Source organism: Paucibacter sp. M5-1, from assembly GCF_027498415.2.
In the GTDB taxonomy this organism is placed as follows: Bacteria; Pseudomonadota; Gammaproteobacteria; order Burkholderiales; family Burkholderiaceae_C; genus Roseateles_E.
Genome location: NZ_JAPZLM020000001.1, coordinates 3,285,268 through 3,306,744, shown reverse-complemented (window position 1 = coordinate 3,306,744; position 21,477 = coordinate 3,285,268). Strand labels below are relative to the sequence as shown.

General features: G+C 69.1%; 19 protein-coding genes. 12 read left to right on the top strand and 7 right to left on the bottom strand.

The window, feature by feature from the left end; all coding sequences use genetic code 11:
• Positions 1-15: 15 nt before the first annotated feature.
• From O5M90_RS15435 to O5M90_RS15420, 4 genes are read right to left on the bottom strand one after another with little or no spacing between them, the layout of a single operon-like run.
• Positions 16-1,347 carry a UDP-N-acetylglucosamine 1-carboxyvinyltransferase gene (locus O5M90_RS15435; protein WP_262968689.1) on the bottom strand — a complete coding sequence of 444 codons (1,332 nt, stop codon included), beginning with the start codon at positions 1,345-1,347 and terminating at the stop codon, positions 16-18.
• Positions 1,348-1,401: 54 nt separating this feature from the next.
• Entirely contained in the window at positions 1,402-2,223 is an 822-nt protein-coding gene (gene trhO / locus O5M90_RS15430; RefSeq protein WP_269839438.1) for an oxygen-dependent tRNA uridine(34) hydroxylase TrhO, read from the bottom strand.
• Positions 2,224-2,281: 58 nt separating this feature from the next.
• On the bottom strand, positions 2,282-2,683 hold the full coding sequence (gene vapC / locus O5M90_RS15425) for a type II toxin-antitoxin system VapC family toxin (protein WP_137945509.1): 402 nt from the start codon (positions 2,681-2,683) through the stop codon (positions 2,282-2,284).
• Positions 2,680-2,874 carry a type II toxin-antitoxin system VapB family antitoxin gene (locus O5M90_RS15420; RefSeq protein WP_137945508.1) on the bottom strand — a complete coding sequence of 65 codons (195 nt, stop codon included), beginning with the start codon at positions 2,872-2,874 and terminating at the stop codon, positions 2,680-2,682. The genes vapC and O5M90_RS15420 overlap by 4 nt, the downstream gene beginning before the upstream one ends.
• 135 nt (positions 2,875-3,009) lie before the next feature.
• On the opposite strand from O5M90_RS15420, the gene asd reads away from it, so the two are divergent.
• Positions 3,010-3,861: an archaetidylserine decarboxylase gene (gene asd / locus O5M90_RS15415; protein ID WP_269839437.1), complete on the top strand. Its 852-nt coding sequence runs from the start codon at positions 3,010-3,012 to the stop codon at positions 3,859-3,861.
• On the opposite strand, the gene O5M90_RS15410 is transcribed toward asd, so the two are convergent.
• On the bottom strand, positions 3,851-6,139 hold the full coding sequence (locus O5M90_RS15410) for a putative bifunctional diguanylate cyclase/phosphodiesterase (RefSeq protein ID WP_269839436.1): 2,289 nt from the start codon (positions 6,137-6,139) through the stop codon (positions 3,851-3,853). The two genes, asd and O5M90_RS15410, sit on opposite strands and share 11 nt — an antisense overlap.
• 119 nt (positions 6,140-6,258) lie before the next feature.
• Here O5M90_RS15410 and O5M90_RS15405 point away from each other — a divergent pair, with 119 nt between their 5' ends.
• The 5 genes from O5M90_RS15405 to O5M90_RS15385 all read left to right on the top strand — a co-directional run bounded on the left by O5M90_RS15405 (position 6,259) and on the right by O5M90_RS15385 (position 13,128).
• Positions 6,259-7,569: a tryptophan--tRNA ligase gene (locus tag O5M90_RS15405; protein WP_269839435.1), complete on the top strand. Its 1,311-nt coding sequence runs from the start codon at positions 6,259-6,261 to the stop codon at positions 7,567-7,569.
• Positions 7,570-7,586: 17 nt separating this feature from the next.
• Positions 7,587-8,168 carry an ECF-type sigma factor gene (locus tag O5M90_RS15400; RefSeq protein ID WP_269839434.1) on the top strand — a complete coding sequence of 194 codons (582 nt, stop codon included), beginning with the start codon at positions 7,587-7,589 and terminating at the stop codon, positions 8,166-8,168.
• A gap of 5 nt (positions 8,169-8,173) precedes the next feature.
• Complete coding sequence (locus O5M90_RS15395; protein ID WP_269839433.1) at positions 8,174-10,960, top strand: serine/threonine-protein kinase; 2,787 nt, start codon at positions 8,174-8,176, stop codon at positions 10,958-10,960.
• A gap of 87 nt (positions 10,961-11,047) precedes the next feature.
• A complete protein-coding gene (locus tag O5M90_RS15390) occupies positions 11,048-12,739 on the top strand; it encodes an AMP-binding protein (RefSeq protein ID WP_269839432.1) in 1,692 nt (563 codons plus the stop codon).
• A complete protein-coding gene (locus O5M90_RS15385; RefSeq protein WP_269839431.1) occupies positions 12,739-13,128 on the top strand; it encodes a YkvA family protein in 390 nt (129 codons plus the stop codon). Before O5M90_RS15390 ends, O5M90_RS15385 begins: the two co-directional genes overlap by 1 nt.
• Before the next feature lie 12 nt (positions 13,129-13,140).
• On the opposite strand, the gene O5M90_RS15380 is transcribed toward O5M90_RS15385, so the two are convergent.
• Positions 13,141-13,428 (bottom strand): 2TM domain-containing protein, encoded by a 288-nt coding sequence (locus O5M90_RS15380; protein WP_137945500.1) that lies wholly within the window; start codon positions 13,426-13,428, stop codon positions 13,141-13,143.
• Between the two features lie 178 nt (positions 13,429-13,606).
• On the opposite strand from O5M90_RS15380, the gene O5M90_RS15375 reads away from it, so the two are divergent.
• From O5M90_RS15375 to O5M90_RS15365, 3 genes are read left to right on the top strand one after another with little or no spacing between them, the layout of a single operon-like run.
• Positions 13,607-15,049 carry a M20/M25/M40 family metallo-hydrolase gene (locus O5M90_RS15375; protein WP_269839430.1) on the top strand — a complete coding sequence of 481 codons (1,443 nt, stop codon included), beginning with the start codon at positions 13,607-13,609 and terminating at the stop codon, positions 15,047-15,049.
• A gap of 6 nt (positions 15,050-15,055) precedes the next feature.
• Positions 15,056-15,277: a hypothetical protein gene (locus O5M90_RS15370; protein ID WP_269839429.1), complete on the top strand. Its 222-nt coding sequence runs from the start codon at positions 15,056-15,058 to the stop codon at positions 15,275-15,277.
• On the top strand, positions 15,274-15,873 hold the full coding sequence (locus O5M90_RS15365) for an NUDIX domain-containing protein (protein ID WP_269839428.1): 600 nt from the start codon (positions 15,274-15,276) through the stop codon (positions 15,871-15,873). Before O5M90_RS15370 ends, O5M90_RS15365 begins: the two co-directional genes overlap by 4 nt.
• Positions 15,874-15,890: 17 nt before the next feature.
• Here O5M90_RS15365 and O5M90_RS15360 read toward each other — a convergent pair whose 3' ends face one another.
• Positions 15,891-18,866: a di-heme oxidoredictase family protein gene (locus O5M90_RS15360; protein WP_440402147.1), complete on the bottom strand. Its 2,976-nt coding sequence runs from the start codon at positions 18,864-18,866 to the stop codon at positions 15,891-15,893.
• A gap of 737 nt (positions 18,867-19,603) precedes the next feature.
• Here O5M90_RS15360 and O5M90_RS15355 point away from each other — a divergent pair.
• The 3 genes from O5M90_RS15355 (at position 19,604) to O5M90_RS15345 (ending at position 21,240) form a co-directional block, all read left to right on the top strand.
• Positions 19,604-20,158 carry a DUF2199 domain-containing protein gene (locus O5M90_RS15355; protein ID WP_269839426.1) on the top strand — a complete coding sequence of 185 codons (555 nt, stop codon included), beginning with the start codon at positions 19,604-19,606 and terminating at the stop codon, positions 20,156-20,158.
• A 53-nt stretch (positions 20,159-20,211) separates the two neighbouring features.
• A complete protein-coding gene (locus tag O5M90_RS15350; protein WP_269839425.1) occupies positions 20,212-20,793 on the top strand; it encodes an NUDIX domain-containing protein in 582 nt (193 codons plus the stop codon).
• A 195-nt stretch (positions 20,794-20,988) separates the two neighbouring features.
• On the top strand, positions 20,989-21,240 hold the full coding sequence (locus O5M90_RS15345) for a hypothetical protein (protein ID WP_269839424.1): 252 nt from the start codon (positions 20,989-20,991) through the stop codon (positions 21,238-21,240).
• Positions 21,241-21,477 lie beyond the last annotated feature (237 nt).

Sequence of the window (21,477 nt, the reverse complement as noted above, 5' to 3'; positions counted from 1 at the left end):
CTGGCCGGCCCGACCTCAGTCGCCGTCCACCCATTCGATGCGGGCCCCCAGGCGGCCGATGTTCTCGGCGAAATGCGGGTGGGCGCGGCGGATCGGCGTGGCGTTGCGGATGGTGGACTTGCCGGGGATGCTGGCTGCCACCATCAGCAGCGCGATCGCGACGCGGATGATGTAGGGGCTCTCGACCTCGGCGGCGGCCAGCGGCTTGCCGCCAAAGGTGACCATGCGGTGCGGGTCGGACAGGAAGGCGTGGGCGCCGAACTTGCTGAGCTCCGAGGTCCAGCCCATCGCGCCGTCATAGACCTTGTTCCAGAACATCACGCTGCCCTCGGCCTTGACGCCCAGCGCGACGAAGATGGGCAGCAGGTCGACCGGCAGATAGGGCCAGGGCGCAGCCTCGACCTTCTGCAGGATGTTGCGGGTGAAGGGTTCCTTGACCTTGAGCTTGCCGTCCGGCGACAGCAGCTGCGCGCGCGACCAGCCGCCCTCGTGGATGATCTGTACGCCGAACTTGGCAAACGTGCGGTCGATCAGCGGGAACTGCTCGGGCGTCGAGTTCTTGACCTGCACATCGCCGCCGGTGATCGCCCCCAGGGCCAGAAAGGTGACGATCTCGTGGAAGTCCTCGGCGAAGGTGAACTCGCCGCCCTGCAGCGCGTCGACGCCGGTGATCGTCAGCTTGGACGTGCCCAGGCCCTCGATCTTCGCGCCCAGCATCAGCATGAACTCGCAGAACTCCTGCACATGCGGCTCGGAGGCGGCGTTCATCAGGGTCGAACGGCCGTCGGCCAGCGCGGCGCAGAGCACGAAGTTCTCGGTGGTGGTGACCGAGGCATAGTCGGTCCAGTGATTGTTGGCGCGCAGCTTGCTCGCGCCGCTGTCGCCCGGATGCCCCACCTGCACCAGCAGGCCGTCGCTGTGGCGCTCGACCGCGGCGCCGAAGCGCTCGAACACCTCGACATGCGGATCGATCTCGCGCGCGCCCAACGTGCAGCCCTTGACATCGTCCTCGATGCGGGCGGCGCCGAAGCGCGCCATCAGGCCGGGCACCAGCATGATGGAGCTGCGCATCTCCTCGGGCAGGCGATCGACGGCCGGGTCGAAATGCGTGTCGCGGTGGTGCACATCGAGCACGCCGGTCGCGAAGTCCACCGCCACCGTGCTGCCCAGGCTGCGGAACACCTCGAGAATCTTCTTGACGTCGGTGATCTCGGGCACGCCCTTGAGCCGGATCGGCTGCTGGCTCAGCAGCGTGGCGCACAGGATCGGCAGCACCGCGTTCTTGTTGGCCGAGGGGATGATGCGGCCCTTCAAAGGGGTGCCGCCGTGGACGATCAGATTGGACATGGGGCGCGGGGGCTTTCGACTGCGAGCAAGAGGGACGGAAACTGGCGTCGATTATCAACCGTCCGGGTCCAGGCGCTTGGCGCGCGCCAGCCGCCACGGCGGCTCCTCGGCATAGACCTGCTCGGCACTGGTCGCGGTTTCCTGCAGCCGGGTGTCGATCGCGATGCGCTTGTCGAACACAAAGCATTCGCCCTGCCAATCGGCTTCGGGCTCGGGCATCGATTGGAAGTAGTTCAGGATGCCGCCGTCGAGCTGGTAAACCTGCAGGCCCTGATCCTGCATCCAGGCGGCGGTTTTCTCGCAGCGGATGCCGCCGGTGCAATACATCGCGATGGTCTTGCCCTCGCGCTTCCAGGCCTCTGCATGCTCGTTCACATAGGCCGGGAAATCGCGGAAATGCGTGACCGCCGGATCGATGGCGCCGGCGAAGCGGCCGAGCTTGAATTCGAAGCTGTTGCGGTTGTCGAGCACCAGCACATCGGGCCGAGCCAGCAGCTCGCGCCAGCGCGCCGGCGCCACATGGGTGTCGGGCCGCTCGGGCGCTGGCAGACCGCTGACGCCCGGCACACCGAAGGCGACGATCTCCGGCTTCACATGCACCTTGATCAGCGTGAACGGCCGGGTCGCGCAGGCGCTGTGCTTGAACACCAGGCCGGCGAAGGCCCCGCCGAACAGTGGGTCGCTCTGCAGCGCCGCCTCGAAGGCCTGGAGCACGTCAGGCTCGCCGGCCACCGCGCCGCTGATGCCTTCGGCCGCAATCAGGATATTGCCGCCCAGCCCCACGGCCACCAGCTCACGCAGCCGCGCCGCCACGCCCTCCGGGTCGCTCAGCGCGACGAAGCGGTAGAAGGAGCTGTGGATTTCGGTGCAGGGCATGGACGGGGTAGAGGCAGGACGGAGGAGGCGCGTCGCCAATGGTAGCGGGACCGGCCGTTCAGACCCCGCAATGCACCACGCGCAGGCCGAGGTGCTCTTCGAAGGCGTCGAAGTCGCGGTCGCTGTGAAGCAGCACCAGCCCATCGGTCAAGCACCGTGTGGCGATGATCACGTCGATCGTGCCGCGCACCGTCACCCCGCGTGCACGCAGCTTGCGGAAGTTGCGCGCCGCCTCCACCGCCGTGTCTTCTCCACAGAGCGAGACCTGCTCCAGCCGGCCAAGCAGGCGACGAGCCTCGTTGAAACCACGCTCATCCTTGAACCCGCGCAAGACCTCCGCCAGGATCAGGTCGCCCATCACCAGGCTTTCATGGCCGAGATGACTGTCCAGCCACTCGGCCTGTGGTGTGGGCTGGTTGCGGAAGAAGTCGATCCAGACGCTGGAATCGACAAGAATCATGCGTCCCGCCTCATCGCGTCAAGATCGCCCTCCCACTCGTACTTTCCACGCAGCTTGCGCAGCTCGGTCTGCTGTTTCAGCCGGAGCAGGGTCCGCAAACCCAGTTCCACAGCCTCACGTTTGGTCTTGATGCCGGTCGCCTTCAGCGTTGCCGTCATCAGCTTGTCGTCAATCACGATATTGGTGCGCATGAGAGGCCTCGTCTTTGGGTGGCGTACACATCATACAGAAATTGATACACACCTGTGGGGCGGCGAGCGGCGCCCAGCTTCGAGACCACGCCCCCTACAATCCCGCACCTTCCGAACTGAGCTGGGGTATTTCCCGTGTCCGACCGTCTGGCCGTATTGCCGCAGTACCTGATGCCCAAGCAGGCGCTAACCCGTCTGGCGGGCCTGTTTGCCTCGGCGCGCCTGGGTGCGCTGACGACGGCCGTGATCCGGCGCTTTGTCGCACGCTACCGGGTCGATATGGCCGAGGCGGCCGATCCCGATATCGCCAGCTATGCCAGCTTCAACGACTTCTTCACCCGCGCGCTCAAGCCCGGCGTGCGGCCGCTGGCCGATGGCCCGCTGATCTGCCCGGTGGACGGCGGCATCAGCCAGTTCGGTGCGATCGCCGGCGATCAGATCTTCCAGGCCAAGGGCCACAGCTTCTCGACCACCGCCCTGGTCGGCGGCGACGCAGCGCTGGCCGCGCAGTTCCGCGACGGCTTCTTCGCCAATCTCTACCTGAGCCCGCGCGACTACCACCGCATCCACATGCCTTGCGACGGCCGCCTGAGGCGCATGATCCATGTGCCCGGCGCGCTGTTCTCGGTCAACCCGACCACGGCGCGCGGCGTGCCGGGCCTGTTCTCCCGCAACGAGCGGGTGGTCTGCGTCTTCGAGGGTGAGGCCGGGCCTTTTGTGATGGTGCTGGTCGGCGCCACCATCGTCGGCTCGATGGCCACGGTCTGGCATGGCCAGGTCAATCCGCCGCGCCCCGGCCAGCTGCGCGAGTGGACCTATCCCGAGGGTCAGGTCGTGCTCAAGCAAGGCGAGGAGATGGGCCGCTTCCTGCTCGGCTCCACCGTCGTGATGCTGTTCCCGCAGCGCCAGGGCCTGGACTTCAATCCCGGCTGGCAGCCGGGCGGCGCGATCCGGCTCGGCGAGCTGATGGCCCGCACTAGGAATTGAGCGGCGGATGGAGGTCGACAAAGCGCCGCAGCAGTTCGGTGGCGCGCTCGGCCGATAGCGGCCGGCTCAGGTAGTAGCCTTGCAGCTGGGTGCAGCCCAGCGCCTCCACGGCCATGGCCTGCTCCTCGGTCTCGACACCCTCGGCGATGATCTCCAGCCCCAGCGAATGGCCCAGCGCGCAGGTCGCCTGCACCACCGCGCTGGCGTCCTGGCGCGGCAGCGGCTCGATCATGCTGCGGTCCAGCTTCATCGCATGGATGGGCAGCTGGCGCAGCATGGTCAGCGAGGACTGGCCGGTGCCGAAATCGTCCAGCGCGCACAGCACGCCGGCCGTGCGCAGCCGCTCCAGCTGCGGCAGCACCCGCTCGACATGGCCGATCGCCGCGCTCTCGGTGATCTCGATCTGCAGCGCCGCCGCCGGCAGGCGCTGGCGCTCCAACGCGGCCAGCAGCTGCGGCACGAACTCCGGATCCTCGAACTGCAGCGGCGAGACATTGATGGCCACCGGCAGCAGCCGGCCGAAGCGGTCCAGCCACTGGCGCAGCTGGGCGGTTGCGATCGCGATGATCAGCGTGCCCAGCGCGCGGATCTGGCCGGTGCGCTCGGCCGCCGGGATGAACTCGGCCGGGCTGACCGGGCCTATGCCCGGCCGCTGCCAGCGCACCAGCGCCTCGAAGCCGCAGAGCTCGCGCGAGACCGCCAGCATCTTGGGCTGGTAGTCGAGCCGGAACTGGCCCTCCTCCAGCGCCCGCGACAGCGCCTGCTCGGCCTCCATGCGGGCCTGGGCGGCGCGGTTCATCGCCGCGTCGAAGAAGGCGTAGGTGGCGCCGGCGCGCGCCTTGGCCCGGTGCATCGCCGAGTCGGCGGCGCGCAGCAGGCCGGGGCCGTCGGCCGCGTCCTGCGGAAACAGCGCCACACCCACCGACATATGGACGAACAGCTCGGCCCCGTCGACCGCGAAGGGTCGCTCCATCAGCGCCAGCAGCCGTTCGGCGAAGGCCAGCGCCTCGGCCCGCCCCGGCGCCCCCTCGACCAGCATCACGAACTGGTCCTCGCCCAGCCGCGCCACCGTCGCGTTGTGGGGCAGCTCGGCACACAGGCGCTGCGCGATGCCCTGCAGCAAGGCATCGCCGACCGCATGGCCCAGCGACTCGTTGATCAGCTGGAAGCGGTCCATATCGGCCGACACCAGCGCGAACGGCGGCGCGCCCAGCCGCGTCAGCTGCTGCAGGCGCTCGACCGCGAAATTGCGGTTCGGCAGCGCGGTCAGCTCGTCGTGCAAGGCCTGGCGGCGCAAGGCTTCGAGGGCGGCCTGGCGCTCGCTGTCGTCGATCATCACCAGCAGCTCGGCCGGCCGGCCGTCCCAGTCCAGATGGCTGGACAGACCGCGCACATGGAGCAGCCGGCCGTCGAAACCCAGCCGCGGCCCCTCCCATTCGATGCGAGCTTGCGGGTCGGCCAGCACCGCGCGATGGCGCTGCCGCGCGGCCTCGCGCAGATCGGGCGAGACCAGCTCGGCCAGCACGGTCTCGCCGGGCCGGTCGCGCTCGGGGTCGTGGCCGAACATGCGTCGCGCCGCCGGGTTGGCGTAGACGACCCGGTAGTCCTGCAGCACCACCAGGCCCTGCAGCGAATGCTCGGCCAGCCGGGTGAAGCGCTCGGCCTGGCGCCGTGCCTGGCCATGGGCACGGCTCACCGACAGCAGCATCAGGCCCAGGCCCAGCGCCGTCTGCACGATCAGGCCCAGGCTGTAGGTGATGACCGAGCGGCCCTGCGGGTCCAGCAGCGGGCCGGTCGCGTGCACCAGGGCCACCGCGACGAAGCCGGCGCTGACCCAGCGCTCCAGCCCCTGGCTGGCGCGCCACAGAATCGCCGCGCTGGCCAGCGCGCCCAGGCCCAGCACCAGCGCGCCCATCAGCACCGCCTGGCTCATCTCGCGCGAGCCCAGCGCCGCCAGCACGCACATCAGCAGCACGAAGCCCGGCAGCCATTGCATCGGCCGCAGCCGCCGGCCGCGGTAGTCCAGCGCGCCGGCCAGCTGCAGCAGCTGCGAGCCCATCACCGCCGCCGAGGCCGCGAAAGCCTGCAGATTGCGCGCCGCCCCCGGCTCGAACAGGTCCTGGAGCAGCGGGCCGCCGCCCAGGCCCAGGGCCAGCAGAATCCAGCTCCAACCCCATTGCCGCACATAGCGCAGGCTGCGTTCCTGCCGCCACAAGAGCAGCAGCGCGCCGCCCAGCATGGCGAGCAGTGCGGCGCTGACCAGCAACAGAGGTGTCATCGGGGTGGACGGGTGTTTTGGCGAATCCTAAGCCGAGCGCGGCGCGCTTGCTGGGAGAATAGGCAGCAATCCGAGCGACTTTGTCTAATCCGGCCCACACCCGACCCCCGATCACCACCATGACCCTGCGCGTTCTGACCGGCATCACCACCACCGGTACCCTGCATCTCGGCAACTATGTCGGCGCGGTGCGCCGCGCCATCGCCGCCAGCCGCGAGGCCGGTGCCGAGAGCTATTTCTTCATGGCGGACTACCACGCGCTGATCAAGTGCGACGAGCCCGGCCGCATCGAGGCCTCGCGCCTGCAGATTGCCGCCACCTGGCTGGCTGCGGGCCTGGACACCGAGCGCGTGACCTTCTACCGCCAGAGCGACATCCCCGAGATCCCTGAGCTGACCTGGCTGCTGACCTGCGTCACTTCCAAGGGCCAGATGAACCGCGCCCATGCCTACAAGGGCGCGGTCGACGCCAATCTGGCGGCCGGCGAGGACGCCGACGCCGGCATCACGATGGGCTTGTACAGCTACCCCATCCTGATGGCGGCCGACATTCTGATGTTCAACGCCCACCGCGTGCCGGTCGGCAAGGACCAGGCCCAGCACATCGAGATGGCCCGCGATGTGGCCCAGCGCTTCAACCATCTGTTCGGCGACGGCCAGGACTTCTTTGTGCTGCCCGAGGCCAGCATCGACGAGGAGATGGAGCTGCTGCCGGGCCTGGACGGCCGCAAGATGAGCAAGAGCTACGACAACGTGATCCCGCTGTTCGAGGGCGGGGCCAAGGGTCTGCGCGAGGCCATCGCCCGCATCGTCACCGACTCGCGCCTGCCCGGCGAGCCCAAGGAGCCCGAGGGTTCGCACCTGGTGCAGATCTACGACGCTTTCGCGAGCCCCGCGCAGCGCCAGGCCTTCCGCGAGGCGCTGCGCGCCGGCCTGGCCTGGGGCGAGGCCAAGCAGCAGCTGTTCGAGCTGATCGACGCCGAGATCGGCCCGATGCGCACGCGCTACGAGGCCTTGATGGCCCACCCCGAGCAGATCGAGGCGGTGCTGATGGCCGGCGCCGCCAAGGCGCGCGCCCAGGCCGCGCCGCTGCTGCAGCGCCTGCGCGAGGCGGTGGGCCTGCGCCGCTTCCGGCCGCTGGCCGCGCCGGTGCAGGTGGCGACCAAGACCAAGTCGGCCCTGCCGGTGTTCAAGCAGTACCGCGAGGACGACGGCCAGTTCTACTTCAAGCTCAATGCCGCCGATGGCGAGCTGCTGCTGCAAAGCCGCGGCTTTGCCCAGGGGCGCGAGGCCGGCCAGTGGGTGGCGCGGCTCAAGCGCGAGGGCACGGCCGCGTTGGCCGAGGCGCCGGTGGAGCGCGCCGCCGGGCTCGCGGCCGGCGCGCTGGAGCAGGCCCTGGATGCGCTGGCCGCTGCGGCCGCCGCCGAATAAGCAAGGCCGAGCCTGCGATGAGCCAGGGCGCGATCACCCAGCTGCTGGTGGATTGCTCGGGCGGTGATGCCCAGGCGCTGCAGCGGCTTTATGCAACGCTCTATCCCGAGATCAAGCGGGTGGCGCGGCAGCGGCTGGCGCAGTCGGGCCGGGTTGTCGGGCTCAACACCACGGCCCTGGTGCATGAGGGCTTTCTGCGCATCGCCGAGCAGGAGGGCTTGCAGGGCGCCTCGCGCGGCCAGTTCTTCGCCTATGTCGGCCGGGTGCTGCGCTCGGTGGTGATCGACCATGTGCGTGCCGAGGGGCGCGACAAGCGCGGCGGCGATGCGGTGATGCTGACCTTGTCGGCGGCCGAGCAGGTGGCGGCGGTTAGCAGCGAGATGGTGGACTTGATCGCGCTGGACCGCGCGCTGGCGCGCATGCAGGCGCTGGACCAGGGTCTGTATGAGCTGATCGAGATGCTCAGCTTTGCCGGCCTGACGATTGCCGAGGTGGCGCTGCTGCGCGGCACGTCCAGCCGCACCGTCAATCGCGAGCTGATCAAGGCGCGGGCCCTGCTCCAGGAGCTGCTGGGCGACGGCGCCGGCACTCCCGGCTGAGGCCGATGCTGGCGCGCGATCAATGGCAGCGCCTGTCGGCCGGCTTTGACGAGCTGGTCGAGTTGGGCGCGGTCGAGCGCGCTACCCGGCTCGCCGCGCTGCGGGCGCAGGAGCCGGAGCTGGCCGAGCGCCTGGCGCGCATGCTGGACTCGGCCGACCAGGCCGCCGAGAGCGTCGACCGATCCGAAGCAGCCGCACCGGCCCAGGGCTTTCAGCAGCGCCTGGCCCGGGCGCTGGCGGCCGAGCCCGGTGGCGGCGGTGGCGCCGCAGCTGGCGAGCGGCTAGGCCCCTGGCGCCTGGTCTCCAAGCTGGGCGAGGGCGGCATGGGCGAGGTCTGGCTGGCCGAGCGCGCCGACGGGCTCTACCAGGCCCAGGTCGCGATCAAGCTGCTGCGCGACGATGTCTCGGCGCCGGGCCTGGCCGAGCGCTTCGCACGCGAGCGTGCGGTGCTGGCGCGGCTGACCCACCCGGGCATTGCGCGCTTGCTGGACGCCGGCGTCCAGGCCCAGCCCGGCGGCGGCCGCGCCTATCTGGTGCTGGAGCATGTGGCGGGGCTGACGCTCAGCGAGCATGTGCGCCAGGCCCGGCTGCCGGTGGCCGAGCGGGTGCGCCTGCTGATGGGGGTGGCGCGGGCGGTCGAGCATGCCCATGCGCAGCTGATCGTGCACCGCGACCTCAAGCCCAGCAATGTGATGGTGACGGCCGAGGGCAGCCCGAAGCTGCTGGACTTCGGCATCGCCGGCCTGCTCGACGACGACGGCGCCAGCACCGACAGCCAGCTGACCCGCCAGGCCGGCCGCCGCCTGACACCGGCCTATGCCGCGCCCGAGCAGATCACCGGTGCGGCCATCGGCGTCGCGGCCGATGTCTACTCGCTGGGCGTGATGCTGTACGAGCTGCTCAGCGGCGTGCTGCCCTTCGGCCAGGCCGGTGGCTCGCGCACCGCACTCGAACATGCGGTGCTGCACACCGAGCCGGCACGGCTCTCGCGCAGCACGCTGCCGCCCGAGGGCCAGCGGCCGGGGCCGGGCCGTCCGCCCGACTTCGAGCGCACCCGGGGCGATCTGGAGGCGGTGGCGGCCAAAGCCATGCGCAAGCAGCCGGGCCAGCGCTACGGCAGCGTCGGCGCGCTGATCGACGATCTGCAGCGCTGGCTGGAGCACCGCCCGGTCAGCGCCCGCCGGGACGACTGGCGCCATCGCAGCCGGCTCTGGCTGCGCCGCCACGCCAAGCTGGCGATCGCCGCGCTGCTGCTGGGCGCCAGCCTCAGCACCGGCCTGGCGATCAGCCTTTGGCAATGGCAGCGAGCCGAGGCCGCAGCGCGCCAGTCCGATCAGGTGACCCGCTACCTGACCGAGCTGCTGGCCTCGGCCAACCCCGACCGCCATGGCGGCCGCCCGCCGACGGTGCTGGAGCTGCTGGAGAAAAGCCGTGCCGAGCTGGGCGACAAGTTTGCCGACGACCCGGCGACGCGGGCGCGGCTGCTGGAGGTGCTGGTCGGCACCTACCGCGACCTGAACCGCTACGACATCGCGATCCCGCTGGCTCAGCAGCTGATCGAGCATGCGCAGCAGCATTTCGGCAGCGCAGACGAACGCACGCTGAATGCCCGCCTGGGCCTGGCGCGCATCTACACCTCGCAGGGCTCGCCGGCCAAGGTGATCGCCCTGGTCGAGCCGCTGCAGGCCGACCTGATCGCGCGCCACGGCGAGGTTTCGCACCCGCACTCCGCTGCGCTCTACCTGCTGGGCGTGGCTTACTCGCGCGTCGGCCGGCTCGACGAGGCCGAGCAGGCGCTGGTGCGCGCCCGGCCCATCGTCGACAAGCTCTACAAGCCCAGCGACTTCGAGCACATGTTCTTCGACAACTATGTGCAGAGCCTGCGCGTGGCCCAGGGCCGGCTGGCCGAGGCCGAGGCCCTGCTGCGCGCCACCGAGCCGCGCTGGGCCACGGCGCCGCCGCGCTATGCCCGCTTCGTGCTGGTGCTGCGGCGCAATCTGCTGGCCGTGCAGATCCGCCAGGCCAAATATGCCGGCATCGAGGCGCGCGCGAGCGCGCTGCTGGCCGAGATGGAGGCGCTGCTGGGGCCGGGCAATGACATGGCCGCCGGCATGCGGGCCGAGCTGGCGCGCTACCACGCCGACCGCGGCGAGCATGGCCGCGCGCTGCAGCTGCACGAGCAGATCCAGGCCAGCCTGAGCGCCGCCGCTGTCACGCACCCGACGCTGCGCCTGCCGCAGCAGGCCGCGCTGCTGCAGGCCCGGGCCATGGCCGGCCTGGTCGACGCGGCGCTGCGCACGCAGGCGGGCGCGCTGCTGGACGAGATCGGCGCGACCCCGGCGGTCAGCGGGCCGGCGCGGGTCGAGGCCGGCCTGGCCCTGCTGCGGGTCGGCCTGCTGGGGCAAGACCTGGCCCTGGCCGAGCGCGCGCTGGTCCTGGTGCAGAGCGATCCGGTGCTGCAGACCAGTGCCGCGCTGCGCAGCCGCAGCGAGCAGCTGCGCGGCCAGCTGCTGCGCGCGCGCGGCGATCTGGCCGGCAGCCGGGCCGCGCTGGAGCGTCGCGTCGCCTATCTCGACGCCCTGCCCGAGCCCCAGCAGGTGGCGGCCTGGACCGCCCAGCTGGACCTGGCCGCCACCCTGGTGCTGCTGCGCGAGCCGGGCGCGGCGGCTGCGCTGGCGCGCGCCGACGCGCTGCGCCCCGCCGGCCTGCCCGAGGTCCATGAGCTGGACGGGCTGCGCCGTGCACTGGGCGAGGGCCGGCTGGCCCCTGGCTTTCTAGAGCGGCGACTCTGAATCCAGCCCTAGCCCCGCAATAACCCGGTAGGCAGGGTGGCGCCCAGCCTATAGCCTCAGCGCCAAACCCCAAGAGGAGACATGCACATGCCCACCACGATTCCTGCCGACAGCCTGGCCCTGCAGCGCCTGTACCACTGGGAGCGCACCCGCCCGTCCAGCATCACGCTGACCCAGCCCCTGGGCAATGGCCAGGTGCAGGACTTCACCTGGGCCCAGGTGGCCGATGGCGCGCGCCGCATGGCCGCCCATCTGAAGAGCCAGGGCTGGGAGCCGGGCTCCAAGGTGGCCATCCTGTCGAAGAACTGCGCCTGGTGGCTGATGAGCGATCTGGCGATCTGGATGGCCGGCTATGTCTCGGTGCCGCTGTACCCGACCTTGGCGCCCGAGACCATCAAGCAGATCCTGAATCACAGCGAGGCCAAGGCCTGCTTCGTCGGCAAGCTTGACGGCTGGGCCGGCATGAAGCCGGGCCTGCCCGCAGGCTTGCCCTGCATCAGCTACCCGCTCTCGCCCGACGATGCGAAAGCCGCCTACGAGGGCTGGGACGCGATCTGCGCCCGCAACCAGCCGCTGCAGGGCGAGCCGCTGCGCCCGGCCGACGAGCTGGCCACCTTGATCTACACCTCGGGCACGACCGGCAACCCCAAGGGCGTGATGCATACCTTCGGCGCCTTCGCCTGGGCGCTGCAGGCCGGCCTGGGCCGCATCCCGCTGAATGCCGAGGACCGCATGCTGTCCTATCTGCCGCTGGCCCATGTGGTCGAGCGGGTGCTGGTCGAGCATGGCTGGCTGCGCACCGGCATGCGGCTGTTCTTTGCCGAGAGCCTGGACACCTTCACCGCCGATCTGCAGCGCGCCAGGCCGACCGTGTTCTTCTCGGTGCCGCGGCTGTGGGTCAAGTTCCAGCAGGGCATCCAGGCCAAGATGCCGCCGGCCAAGCTGGCCCGGCTGCTGTCGATTCCCCTGATCGGCGGCCTGGTGCGGCGCAAGATTCTGAAGGCCCTGGGCCTGGACCAGTGCCGCATCGCCGCCGGCGGCGCCGCGCCGATGCCGCTGGCCCTGCTGCAGTGGTACAGCAAGCTGGGTCTGAACATCAACGAGGGCTATGGCATGACGGAGAACCTGGCGGTCTCCCACATCACCGTGCCCGGCACCTTGCAGCAGGGCACGGTGGGCCCGGCCTATGACGGGGTCGACACCCGGCTCGATCCCAAGACCGGCGAGCTGCAGATGCGCAGCCCGGCGCTGATGCTGGGCTATTACAAGGAGCCCGAGCTGAGCCGCGAGGCCTTCACCGAGGACGGCTGGCTGCGCACCGGCGACAAGGCCCAGCAGGACGCGAACGGCTGCCTGCGCATCACCGGCCGGGTCAAGGATTTGTTCAAGACCAGCAAGGGCAAGTATGTCGCGCCTTCGCCGATCGAGGACCGGCTCGGCGCCCACCCGGCGGTCGAGGCCTGTGTGGTCACCGGCGCCAATCTGGGCCAGCCGCTGGGCATCGTGATGCTGTCGCCCGATGCCGCCGAGCGCAGCGGCACCGAAGCCGACCGCCAGCAGCTGATGACCCAGCTCAACCAGCATCTGGACGACGTCAACGCCCGGCTCGACCCGCATGAGCAGCTCGACTGCCTGGTGGTCGTCAAGACGCCCTGGACCGTCGACAACGGCTTCATCACGCCGACCTTCAAGGTCAAGCGCAACCGCGTCGAAGAGGTCTACGGCCCGCACTTCGAGGAGTGGGTCGAGAAGCGCAAGAAGATCGTGTTCGGGGACTGATGGCAAGGCGCCGCGGGCTGCTCAAGCGCTGGGCCTGGGCGCTGAAGTCCCAGGTCCTGGCGGTGTATTTTGCGGCCCGCGATCCGGCCGCGCCCGGGGGACTGCGCCTGCTGGCCCTGGTCGTGGCCGCCTATGCGCTGAGTCCGATCGACCTGATCCCGGACTTCATCCCGCTGCTCGGCTATCTCGACGACCTGCTGATCGTGCCGCTGGGGCTGTGGCTGGTGGTCCGCTACATGCCCGAGCCGGTGATGGCGCGGGCCCGGCTGCGGGCCGAGGCCTTGCTGAAGAAACCCAGGAGCTGGGCCGCCGCGGCCGTGGTCATCGCCCTCTGGCTGCTGCTGGCCGGGCTGCTGACGCTGTGGCTGGTGAGGACCTTTCCGGCCTGAGCCTGGGCCGACTCACTGGCGGCGCAGCCGCTCCAGCTCGGCCGCCATCATGCGCTCGCGCAGACCCCCGCCGCTCATCAGTGCCAGCAGGGTCACCAGGCCGTGGACGGCCAGGCCCAGGCCCCAGCCCCACAGCGGGAACACATGCCAGCGCGGGCCGCCGGTCAGGCTGTTGAGCACAATGAGGCCCAGATTGACCGCGACGAAGACGGTCAGATGCACCAGAAAGCCCATCTTCATGTCGACGCGCTTCTTGGCTTGGTCCCGCAGTTCCTGCTCGGTGGGGGTGCTGATGGTCATGGTGCTGGCTCGGTCTGTGTTGATGGGTCTCATCTTCGGCACCGGCGCTTGGCCCTGCCAGCGGCGGGCGACGAATGGCGAGCCGGCGCCGTGAATCGACGCCGTGACGGCGCGAAGCGGAGCGCGAGCCCGGCTATGCTGGGCGCCGCTGCGAGACAGACCCCTGGGGAGGAAAACAATGCTGGCTTCGTTCCGAGTTCCTGCGTGCCGGCTCTTGCTGGCAACCCTGACCCTGCTGCCGGGCCTGGCCGGCGCCCAGTCCGAGGCGCCGGCCTTCACGCCCGCCGAGCTGCAGGCCGCTCAGGCGCTGCGCGCGGCGGCAGCCGATCATGGCCTGGCCTATGAGCTGGTCGATTCGCTGGTCACCGAGGTTGGCGCCCGGCCGGCCGGCTCGCTGGCCGACGCGCGAGCGGTCGAGTGGGCGCTGGCGCGGCTGAAGGCGCTGGGCTTCTCGAATGTGCGGGCCGAGCCGGTGCCGCTGCGCGCCTGGAAGCGCGGTGAGGCCCACGCCCATATCACCGCGCCGTTTCCGCACCCGCTGGTGATGACGGCGCTGGGCAATAGCGTGGCCACGGCCAAGGAGGGCCTGCACGCCGAGATCGCTTACTACCCCGATCTGGAGGCGCTGAAGGCCGACGCCAGCGAGCGCGCCAAGGGCCGCATCGTCTTCATCGACCAGAAGACCGAGCGCACGCGCGATGCGCGCGGCTACGGCCGGGCGGTGGCCGCGCGGGCCCAGGGCACGGTCGAGGCCGCCAAGCGCGGCGCGCTGGCCGTGGCGATACGCTCGATCGGCACCGACCGCGACCGCCTGGCCCATACCGGTGCGACCCGCTATGCCGAGGGCATCAGCAAGATCCCGGCGTTGGCCGTCTCGGTGCCCGATGCCGACCTGATCGCCCGGCTGCAGCGTTACGGCCAGCCGGTCAAGATGCATCTGGTGCTGCGCGCTGAGGCCGGCATCGCGGCGACCTCGCACAACGTCATCGCCGAGATTCCCGGCACCGAGCTGGCCGAGGAGGTGGTGCTGCTGGGCGCCCATCTGGACAGCTGGGACCTGGGGCCCGGCGCGCTCGACGACGGCGCCGGTGTCGGCATCGTCACCGCAGCGGCCAAGCTGATGCTGGAAGCGAACCTGAAGCCGCGTCGCACCGTCCGCGTGGTGCTGTTCGCCAACGAGGAAAACGGTTTCGACGGCGCGCTGGCCTATGCCGAGCAGTACAAGGCCCAGGTGCACCAGTTCGTTGGCGAGAGCGATCTGGGGGCAGGTCTTGTCTACCGGCTGCAAAGCCGGGTGCGGCCCGAGGCCCTGGGCATCGTGGCCCAGATCGGCCAGCAGCTCGCGCCGCTGGGCATCGCCCCGGGCAGCAACGAGGCCACGCCCGGGCCCGATGCCGCGCTACTGATGCGGCGCCTGAACTGGCCGGCGCTGGAGTTGAGCCAGGACGGCAGCGACTACTTCGACTGGCACCACACGCCCAACGACACGCTGGACAAGATAGACCCGGCCAAGCTGCGCCAGAACGTCGCCGCCTGGGCCGTGATTGCCTGGCTGGCGGCGCAGAGCCCGCTGCCCTTTGGGCCGATGCCGGCGGCGCCGGCACCTGCCGCCAGGCCCTGAGGCGCGATGGCCAGCTTGCCTGAGCAGCCGCTGGGTTTCAGCTGGCTGCTGCATGACAAGTCAGGAGAGCTGCAGATCCGCCGCGATGGCCGGGTCGTTACCCTGATGCGTGGCGACCAGGCGCGGCGCCTGCAGGCCGCGCTGGCGCGCTGCGGCACCGAAGCCGATGCCCAGCGGCTGCTGGCGCGGGCGACGGGGAATTACAAGCGGGGGAATGAGAGGCGATGACAAGCACCGATCCAATGACCGCCGCCACCGATCTGGCTCAGCGCGCCCAAGTGCGCGCCGAGCTGCTATCGATCCGGCCCTGGGACGCGCTGGAGCGGGAGCAACTGGCGCAGATGCTGGACTGGGTAGACAGCGGCGCGCCGCTGTGCCGCATCGCCAAGCCGGCCACGCCGCCCCGCCATCTGGTGTCCTACTTCGCGTTGGTGGATGGCGAGCACATCCTGCTGGTGGACCACCGCAACGCGCGCCCGTGGCTGCCCAGCGGCGGCCATGTCGAGCCGCTGGAGCCGCCGCGCCGTACCGTGGCGCGCGAGCTGGCCGAGGAGCTGGACCTGGTGCTGGACGAGTCCGAGGTCGGCCCGCCGCGCTTTCTCACCTGCACCACCACGGTCGGCCTGACCGCCGGCCATGAGGACGTGTCGCTCTGGTATGTCCTGCAAGGTGACCGCCATGCACCGCTACCGCGTTTCGATGCGGGCGAGTTCGAGGCTGTGCGCTGGTTCGCGTTTGACGAAGTGCCGCTGCAGCGCAGTGATACGCACATGGGGCGGTTTCTGGGCAAGCTGCGGAGCGGGAGGCAGCTCGCCCATTCCTGATGCGCCGCAGCTGGCTGTCACAGCGAGTTGAGGAAGGCCAGCAAGGCCTCGCGGTCCGCCTTGGACAGGGCCTCGAAGCGCTGCCGGCTCGCCGTTGCCTCGCCGCCGTGCCAGAGGATAGCTTCGGTCAGCGTGCGGGCCCGGCCGTCATGCAGATAGCCCACCTTGCCGGCATTGCCGGCGACCCGCTCGGTGTAGCCGATGCCCCAGAGCGCGGGCGTGCGCCACATGCTGCCGCTCGCCTGCCCCTCGACCAGGTTGTCGGCCAGATCTGCCCCCATATCGTGCAGCAGCAGGTCGGTGTAGGGCTTGATGATCTGGTTGCGCAACTCGGCAAACTCGGATCCTGAACCCGTCTTCATCTCGCTGACATGGCAGGCGGTGCAACGGTTGTTCTGGAAGATCTTGGCGCCTGCGGCCACCTGGGTCGGATTGACGTCCAGGTAGGGCAGCGGGGCCACGCCCTTGGGGAAGCCGCTGGCCACGCTGCGCTGCGCCGGCACGGCCAGCAGGCCCAGGTAGCGCGTGATCAGAGTCAGGTCGTCCTCGGACAGGCCCCGTTCGACCTTGGCCGGCGCGCACTGGCCCATCAGGCAATCGCGGTTCGGGTAGACCGGGCTGGTGACCGACATGTCGAGCAGGGCCGCGTTGGCGGCCTGGTGGCGCAGGCTGACCTTGGAGGCCTTCCAGCCGTAGCGGCCCAGCTTCACCGCGCCGGTCTCCGGGTCGTAGGCGTAGTTGGCCTGGCCTTTGACGCCATCGGCGTCAGGCGTGCTGCGCACGCGCGAGAGGATCTCGGCGTCGGAGACGGCTTCCAGCAGGCCCATGCCTATCATCGGCTGGGCGCTGCGCAGCGAGAACACGCTGGGCGTCGGCCCGTCGAATGCGACCCTGGGCTTGCTCAGCGTCACCGCGGTGCCGTCCGGCAGCGTCACAGTCTTCAGGTCGAAGCCCGCCACACGCACGCCGGTGCCCCAGTCCTGCGCGGCGCCGGTGGCGAGCGAGCGCGCATTCATCTGGACGGCCATGCCGTAGATCGGATGCGGCACCTGCTGCCCGCTGGCGTCGGTCGTCGCGGCGCGCACCGCCATCGTGTCGAGCCGCTGGTTGATCGCGCTCGGCGCCAGGCTGCGGCCGTTGCCGATGTGGCAGGCGAAGCAGGTGGCCTGGTTGAAGCGCGGGCCTTGCAGGCCGACGCCCGCCTGGTTCCGGTCGTTGCCGCTCTCGTTGTGATCGCCGGTCCACATATGGGTGTGGATCCAGCGGCGCCCTTCCATGAAGCGCTGCATGTTCTGCATGCCGATCTGGTTGTTCGGCTGCTGGAACATAAAGCTCGCGTTGTCAGCGTAGTCATAGGACACCGAACCGAGGCCGCCCTGCAGGGTGTCCTCCGGCAGCGGCGCGTTCATCAGGCGTGGCTGCACGCCGTACCAGGGGCGCAGGCCGCTGCCCACCACATAGGTCACCTCGTTGGTGTAGTAGCGGAAGGCGCCGCTGTCGCCGATCGCGTCCATCGCCGCGCGGGTCGAGAAGAACGAGCCGGTGAACTCGATCGCGTCGCCCACCTTCAGCGCACGCGAGGCCACGCTGGCGCCGTTCGGCGCCATCACGCCGTTGGCGTTGGCGGCCAGCGCCCGGTGGCCGGGATAGCTGTCGAGCACGACGCTGCAGCCGTCGTTGGCGCCCTTGACGCCCTTGTAGCCGCCGTTCGGATTGAGCAGTGCGTCCTGCGGCGGCTTTGCGACGATGGCGCAAGCGGCCACATCGTTGAAGCCTGCCGTGTAGGTCGAGCGGTCCAGCAATTCTCCGGGTGACATCCAGCCATAGCCCGTCACACCGGGTTCGTCGAAGCGCCGGAAGAAAGAGTGGCCGCCGCCCCGCTGTGCCTGCTGGTAATACTGGTTGACGACGATGGTCGGCTTGGTGACACCGGCGACCCGGCTGTTGTCGATGAACTCCACGCCCCAGGTGCGGTTCTTGAAGTAGTTGGCGACGAAGTTCAGGTGGGCGCCCGGACCCTTGTCCTGCGGCTTGCCTGTCGCGTCGACGGTCTCGTTGACACCGTAGCCGATCTCGTTCCAGTCCTCGCCACGCTCGCGCGCGTGGCGGGAGCGGCCCACCATGCCGAAGCGGGTGACCAGGGTGCCATCGGGCAGCGAGAACTGCACCGTTTCCAGCGGTGCCTGCGCGGCGGGCGGGGGCGCGAGTGCGGCCCCGTTGGCCGGAAACGGCAACGCCGCCGTGGCGAGCACCGGCAGTGAGTTGTCGCTGCCCGGCGATTTGAATGTCACCTCGAACAAGGAGTAGCCATACTGCGTGGCTCGCGCGACCCCTTGCAGTCGCACATAGCGCACATGGGCGTTAAGGTTGAAGAACTCCTCGGTGCCGCCCTTGCCGCCCACCACGTAGCGGATCTGATACCAGGTCTGGCCATCGTCCGAGCCCTGCAGCGCGTACTCCTTGCCGTGCGCGTTCTCCCAGGACAGCTGTAGATAGCCCAGCTGGGTCTTGGCGCCAAAGTCGAACTGGATCCACGCGGCATCGTCTGCGGCGCTGGACCAGCGCGTGGTCTTGCTGCCGTCGATGGCCAGGGCGGCCGTGTGGGCGCCCTCGACGGCCGACGAGGTCGCCGCGGCCACCTTCACCGCCACGCCCGGCTTGCTGAGGTCGATGCTGCCGACCGGCAATTGCTGCGCGGGCGGGAGGGTCGGGGTTGCCACCGGCGTGGGCGTGGGCAAGGCCACCGGCGCGGCCACCGGTGCGGGCTCCAGCACGGGCTCAACCGTCGGCGCGGAGGCTGGAGGTTCGGGCGCCGGCGACCCACCGATGGGCGGCGCGTCCGCAGGCGGCGAGGTCTCGCTGCCACCGCCGCCACCGCCACATGCCGCAAGCGCGGTGGCAAGCGCGATGAGCAGGGCCGACGTGACCCACGGATGACGAGGCGCGTGCCGTTGCGGGCCGGCGGCCACGGCGCTGTTGGTCTTGCTGTTCATGTTCAATTCCCACGGTGGTGCTGACAACGAGGGAAAGGCGACCGAAAGCCATCCCGCCGTTAGCTATCGCTTTGTTTATTTCTTCTTTGTCGTCTGCCAGGCGACGACGGCCGGCCGACTGCGCGAGATGGTGTCAGTGCCCGTGTCTGGGCTGATGTCGACTTGTAAGCGGATATGAATGGCGAGGAACGCACAGTCTTCTGACTCGTGAAATAGCACCGCATTCGGTGCCGTGCGGGCGTGCCGCCTGAGGCAAATGCCGGCTGCTGTGCCTGGCCCTGAAGTCTTGCCGGCAGTGGCGTTAGCGGGCTTTCCCCCTGCCGGATCAGCCCTCCCACCAGTCAGCCGCCATTTCAATCGGAGTTGTTGACGATCAGTTGCAGACGGTTGCAGTTCTGCCAGGCGCCTGGGCTTCTTGTCGCGGCGCTGCGACTTCCCGCATGCACAGGGTCGGGCGGTCATCAAGCCGACTTGGTTCGGCTTCTTCCCATCGTCCTTGAACCATCTTGGCCGCGAGCCAGAACGTCAGGCCGTCCGGCCGGGCTTCGGCGGGGGGGGGCGCATCAAGAGGCCGGCGAAATGCAGATGCGCGACGACCAGGCGCGGCGCCTGCAGGCCGTGCTGGCGCGCTGTGGTACTGAAGCCGATGCCCAGCGGCTGCTGGCGCGGGCGACGGGAATTACAAACAAGCGGGGGAATGAGAGGCGGGGCGGTACGGGCGGATGGGTGCTCAGGTCTTGAGCAAGAATCGCAAACAATTGACCGACAACACGTTATTGCTCATGACTGATTCGACTACCACCTTCGTCTGTGCCGTTTGCGGAGAGTCACATGGCGGCCTTTCTGCGGACACGGCGTTCACTTTGCCGGATGTCGTCTGGGAAATTCCGGAGGCTGAGCGCGACCAGCACGCCAAGTGGACCAGTGACCTCTGCCAATTTGGTGAGCGATATTTCATCCGTTGCCTGCTGCCGATTAACTTCACCGATCAGCCGGGCTATTACGGCTGGGGGGTGTGGGCTGAAGTTGATTGGCCCGTCTTCAGTAGATACCTAGATCTGTACGAGGCTGACGGATCCGAAGAACCACCCGCTATAGGACAACTATCCAATGAAGTTGCCGCGTATGGCGAGACCCTCGGGCTGTCGGTCAGCATTCAATTTGGACCAAGTAGCGAAAGACCGACCCTGTCGTTTGCCGAAGGCGAGAGCCATAGCTTCGCGCACGAGGCCGCGCGCGGCATGTCGAACTCCAGGTATCACGAAATTCTTGCGACTCGGGGGCACAGTTGAGCCACATCCTCGCGGTCCAGCGGACCGTCTTCGGCGGACGCTGAATTCCACCGATGAGCATCGCGGACCCGGCGCCCGCCGCCCAGCACCGCGCCCAGATACGCGCCGAGCTGCTGTCAATCAAGCCCTGGGATGCGTTGGAGCGGGAGCAGCTGGCGCAGATGCTGGATTGGGTGGACAGCGGCGCGCCGCTGTGCCGCATCGCCAAGCCGGCCACGCCGCCCCGTCATCTGGTCTCCTATTTCGCGTTGGTGGACGAGGGGCACATCCTGCTGGTCGACCACCGCAACGCCCGCCTGTGGCTGCCCAGCGGCGGCCATGTCGAGCCGCTGGAGCAGCCGCGCCGTACCCTGGCGCGCGAGCTGGCCGAGGAGCTGGACTTGGTGCTGGACGAGTCCGAGGTCGGCCCGCCGCGCTTTCTCACCTGCACCACCACGGTCGGCCTGACCGCCGGCCATGAGGACGTGTCGCTCTGGTACGTCCTGCAAGGCGACCGCCATGCGCCGCTGCCGCGTTTCGATGCGGGCGAGTTCGAGGCTGTGCGCTGGTTTGCTTTTGACGAGGTGCCGCTGCAGCGCAGTGATCCGCATATGGGGCGGTTTCTCGCCAAGCTGCGCGGTAGCGGTCTGAGATGACAAGAAGGCTTGTGAGTGGCGGCACGATACGCGCGGTTTTCAAGCGAGCGGGGTTAGACCGCCCGCTTCCCGATGGACGTTTGGTTCTGCAGTTTGAGACCTGATCCTCAGCTCGCGCAGACCCTTAGCCCTGACTCTTGATCCAGGGAGAGTCCGAAGTCACCACCACTAGCGCCTCATCGGCAAGGAGACTCAATGAACGATGCACCGCTGTTTGCGCATAACTTGTGGGTCGAACAGAACAGCAAGTGGAAACAACTAGCCGCGGCTTTCTACGGCTTGGCCCATAACGACCCGGAGCTCTGGAACGCATTGCCTGTCGAGCTTCGTCAAACGGACGTCGGACTGCTTTGCGAAGCATATTTGAGGTCAAGAGATTGGACACACATCGATCAGGCGGGGAAATTGCTGGCGGGTCCTGATTGGTATACGGCGCTCGGCCGGTAGGCCCGTCACATGCTAGTGATGGCCGGCGGGGACAGGCTTCCAGGGTCTGGGTCACACGGGCGGGTCAGATCTCCAAATCCCGGTAGACGTTTGGTTCTGCAGTACGTGAGACCTGACCCTCAGTTCCCCCGTTTGCTTTCAACCGATGTTCGCCTACATCTTCGACCGCGAGATATCGCGCTGATCCGTGCTTAAACTGATTCGCCATACTTGGGAGGGTCAACCATGCAAGAGAAG

Coding starts and splice junctions, on each gene's coding strand:
- O5M90_RS15405 (WP_269839435.1), top strand. CDS start 6,259: ATGACCCTGCGCGTTCTGACCGGCATCACCACCACCGGTACCCTGCAT.
- trhO (WP_269839438.1), bottom strand. CDS start 2,223: ATGCCCTGCACCGAAATCCACAGCTCCTTCTACCGCTTCGTCGCGCTG.
- O5M90_RS15375 (WP_269839430.1), top strand. CDS start 13,607: ATGCTGGCTTCGTTCCGAGTTCCTGCGTGCCGGCTCTTGCTGGCAACC.
- O5M90_RS15350 (WP_269839425.1), top strand. CDS start 20,212: ATGAGCATCGCGGACCCGGCGCCCGCCGCCCAGCACCGCGCCCAGATA.
- O5M90_RS15435 (WP_262968689.1), bottom strand. CDS start 1,347: ATGTCCAATCTGATCGTCCACGGCGGCACCCCTTTGAAGGGCCGCATC.
- O5M90_RS15385 (WP_269839431.1), top strand. CDS start 12,739: ATGGCAAGGCGCCGCGGGCTGCTCAAGCGCTGGGCCTGGGCGCTGAAG.
- O5M90_RS15360 (WP_440402147.1), bottom strand. CDS start 18,866: ATGAACAGCAAGACCAACAGCGCCGTGGCCGCCGGCCCGCAACGGCAC.
- O5M90_RS15420 (WP_137945508.1), bottom strand. CDS start 2,874: ATGCGCACCAATATCGTGATTGACGACAAGCTGATGACGGCAACGCTG.
- O5M90_RS15345 (WP_269839424.1), top strand. CDS start 20,989: ATGAACGATGCACCGCTGTTTGCGCATAACTTGTGGGTCGAACAGAAC.
- O5M90_RS15380 (WP_137945500.1), bottom strand. CDS start 13,428: ATGACCATCAGCACCCCCACCGAGCAGGAACTGCGGGACCAAGCCAAG.
- O5M90_RS15370 (WP_269839429.1), top strand. CDS start 15,056: ATGGCCAGCTTGCCTGAGCAGCCGCTGGGTTTCAGCTGGCTGCTGCAT.
- vapC (WP_137945509.1), bottom strand. CDS start 2,683: ATGATTCTTGTCGATTCCAGCGTCTGGATCGACTTCTTCCGCAACCAG.
- O5M90_RS15390 (WP_269839432.1), top strand. CDS start 11,048: ATGCCCACCACGATTCCTGCCGACAGCCTGGCCCTGCAGCGCCTGTAC.
- O5M90_RS15395 (WP_269839433.1), top strand. CDS start 8,174: ATGCTGGCGCGCGATCAATGGCAGCGCCTGTCGGCCGGCTTTGACGAG.
- O5M90_RS15400 (WP_269839434.1), top strand. CDS start 7,587: ATGAGCCAGGGCGCGATCACCCAGCTGCTGGTGGATTGCTCGGGCGGT.
- O5M90_RS15410 (WP_269839436.1), bottom strand. CDS start 6,139: ATGACACCTCTGTTGCTGGTCAGCGCCGCACTGCTCGCCATGCTGGGC.
- O5M90_RS15365 (WP_269839428.1), top strand. CDS start 15,274: ATGACAAGCACCGATCCAATGACCGCCGCCACCGATCTGGCTCAGCGC.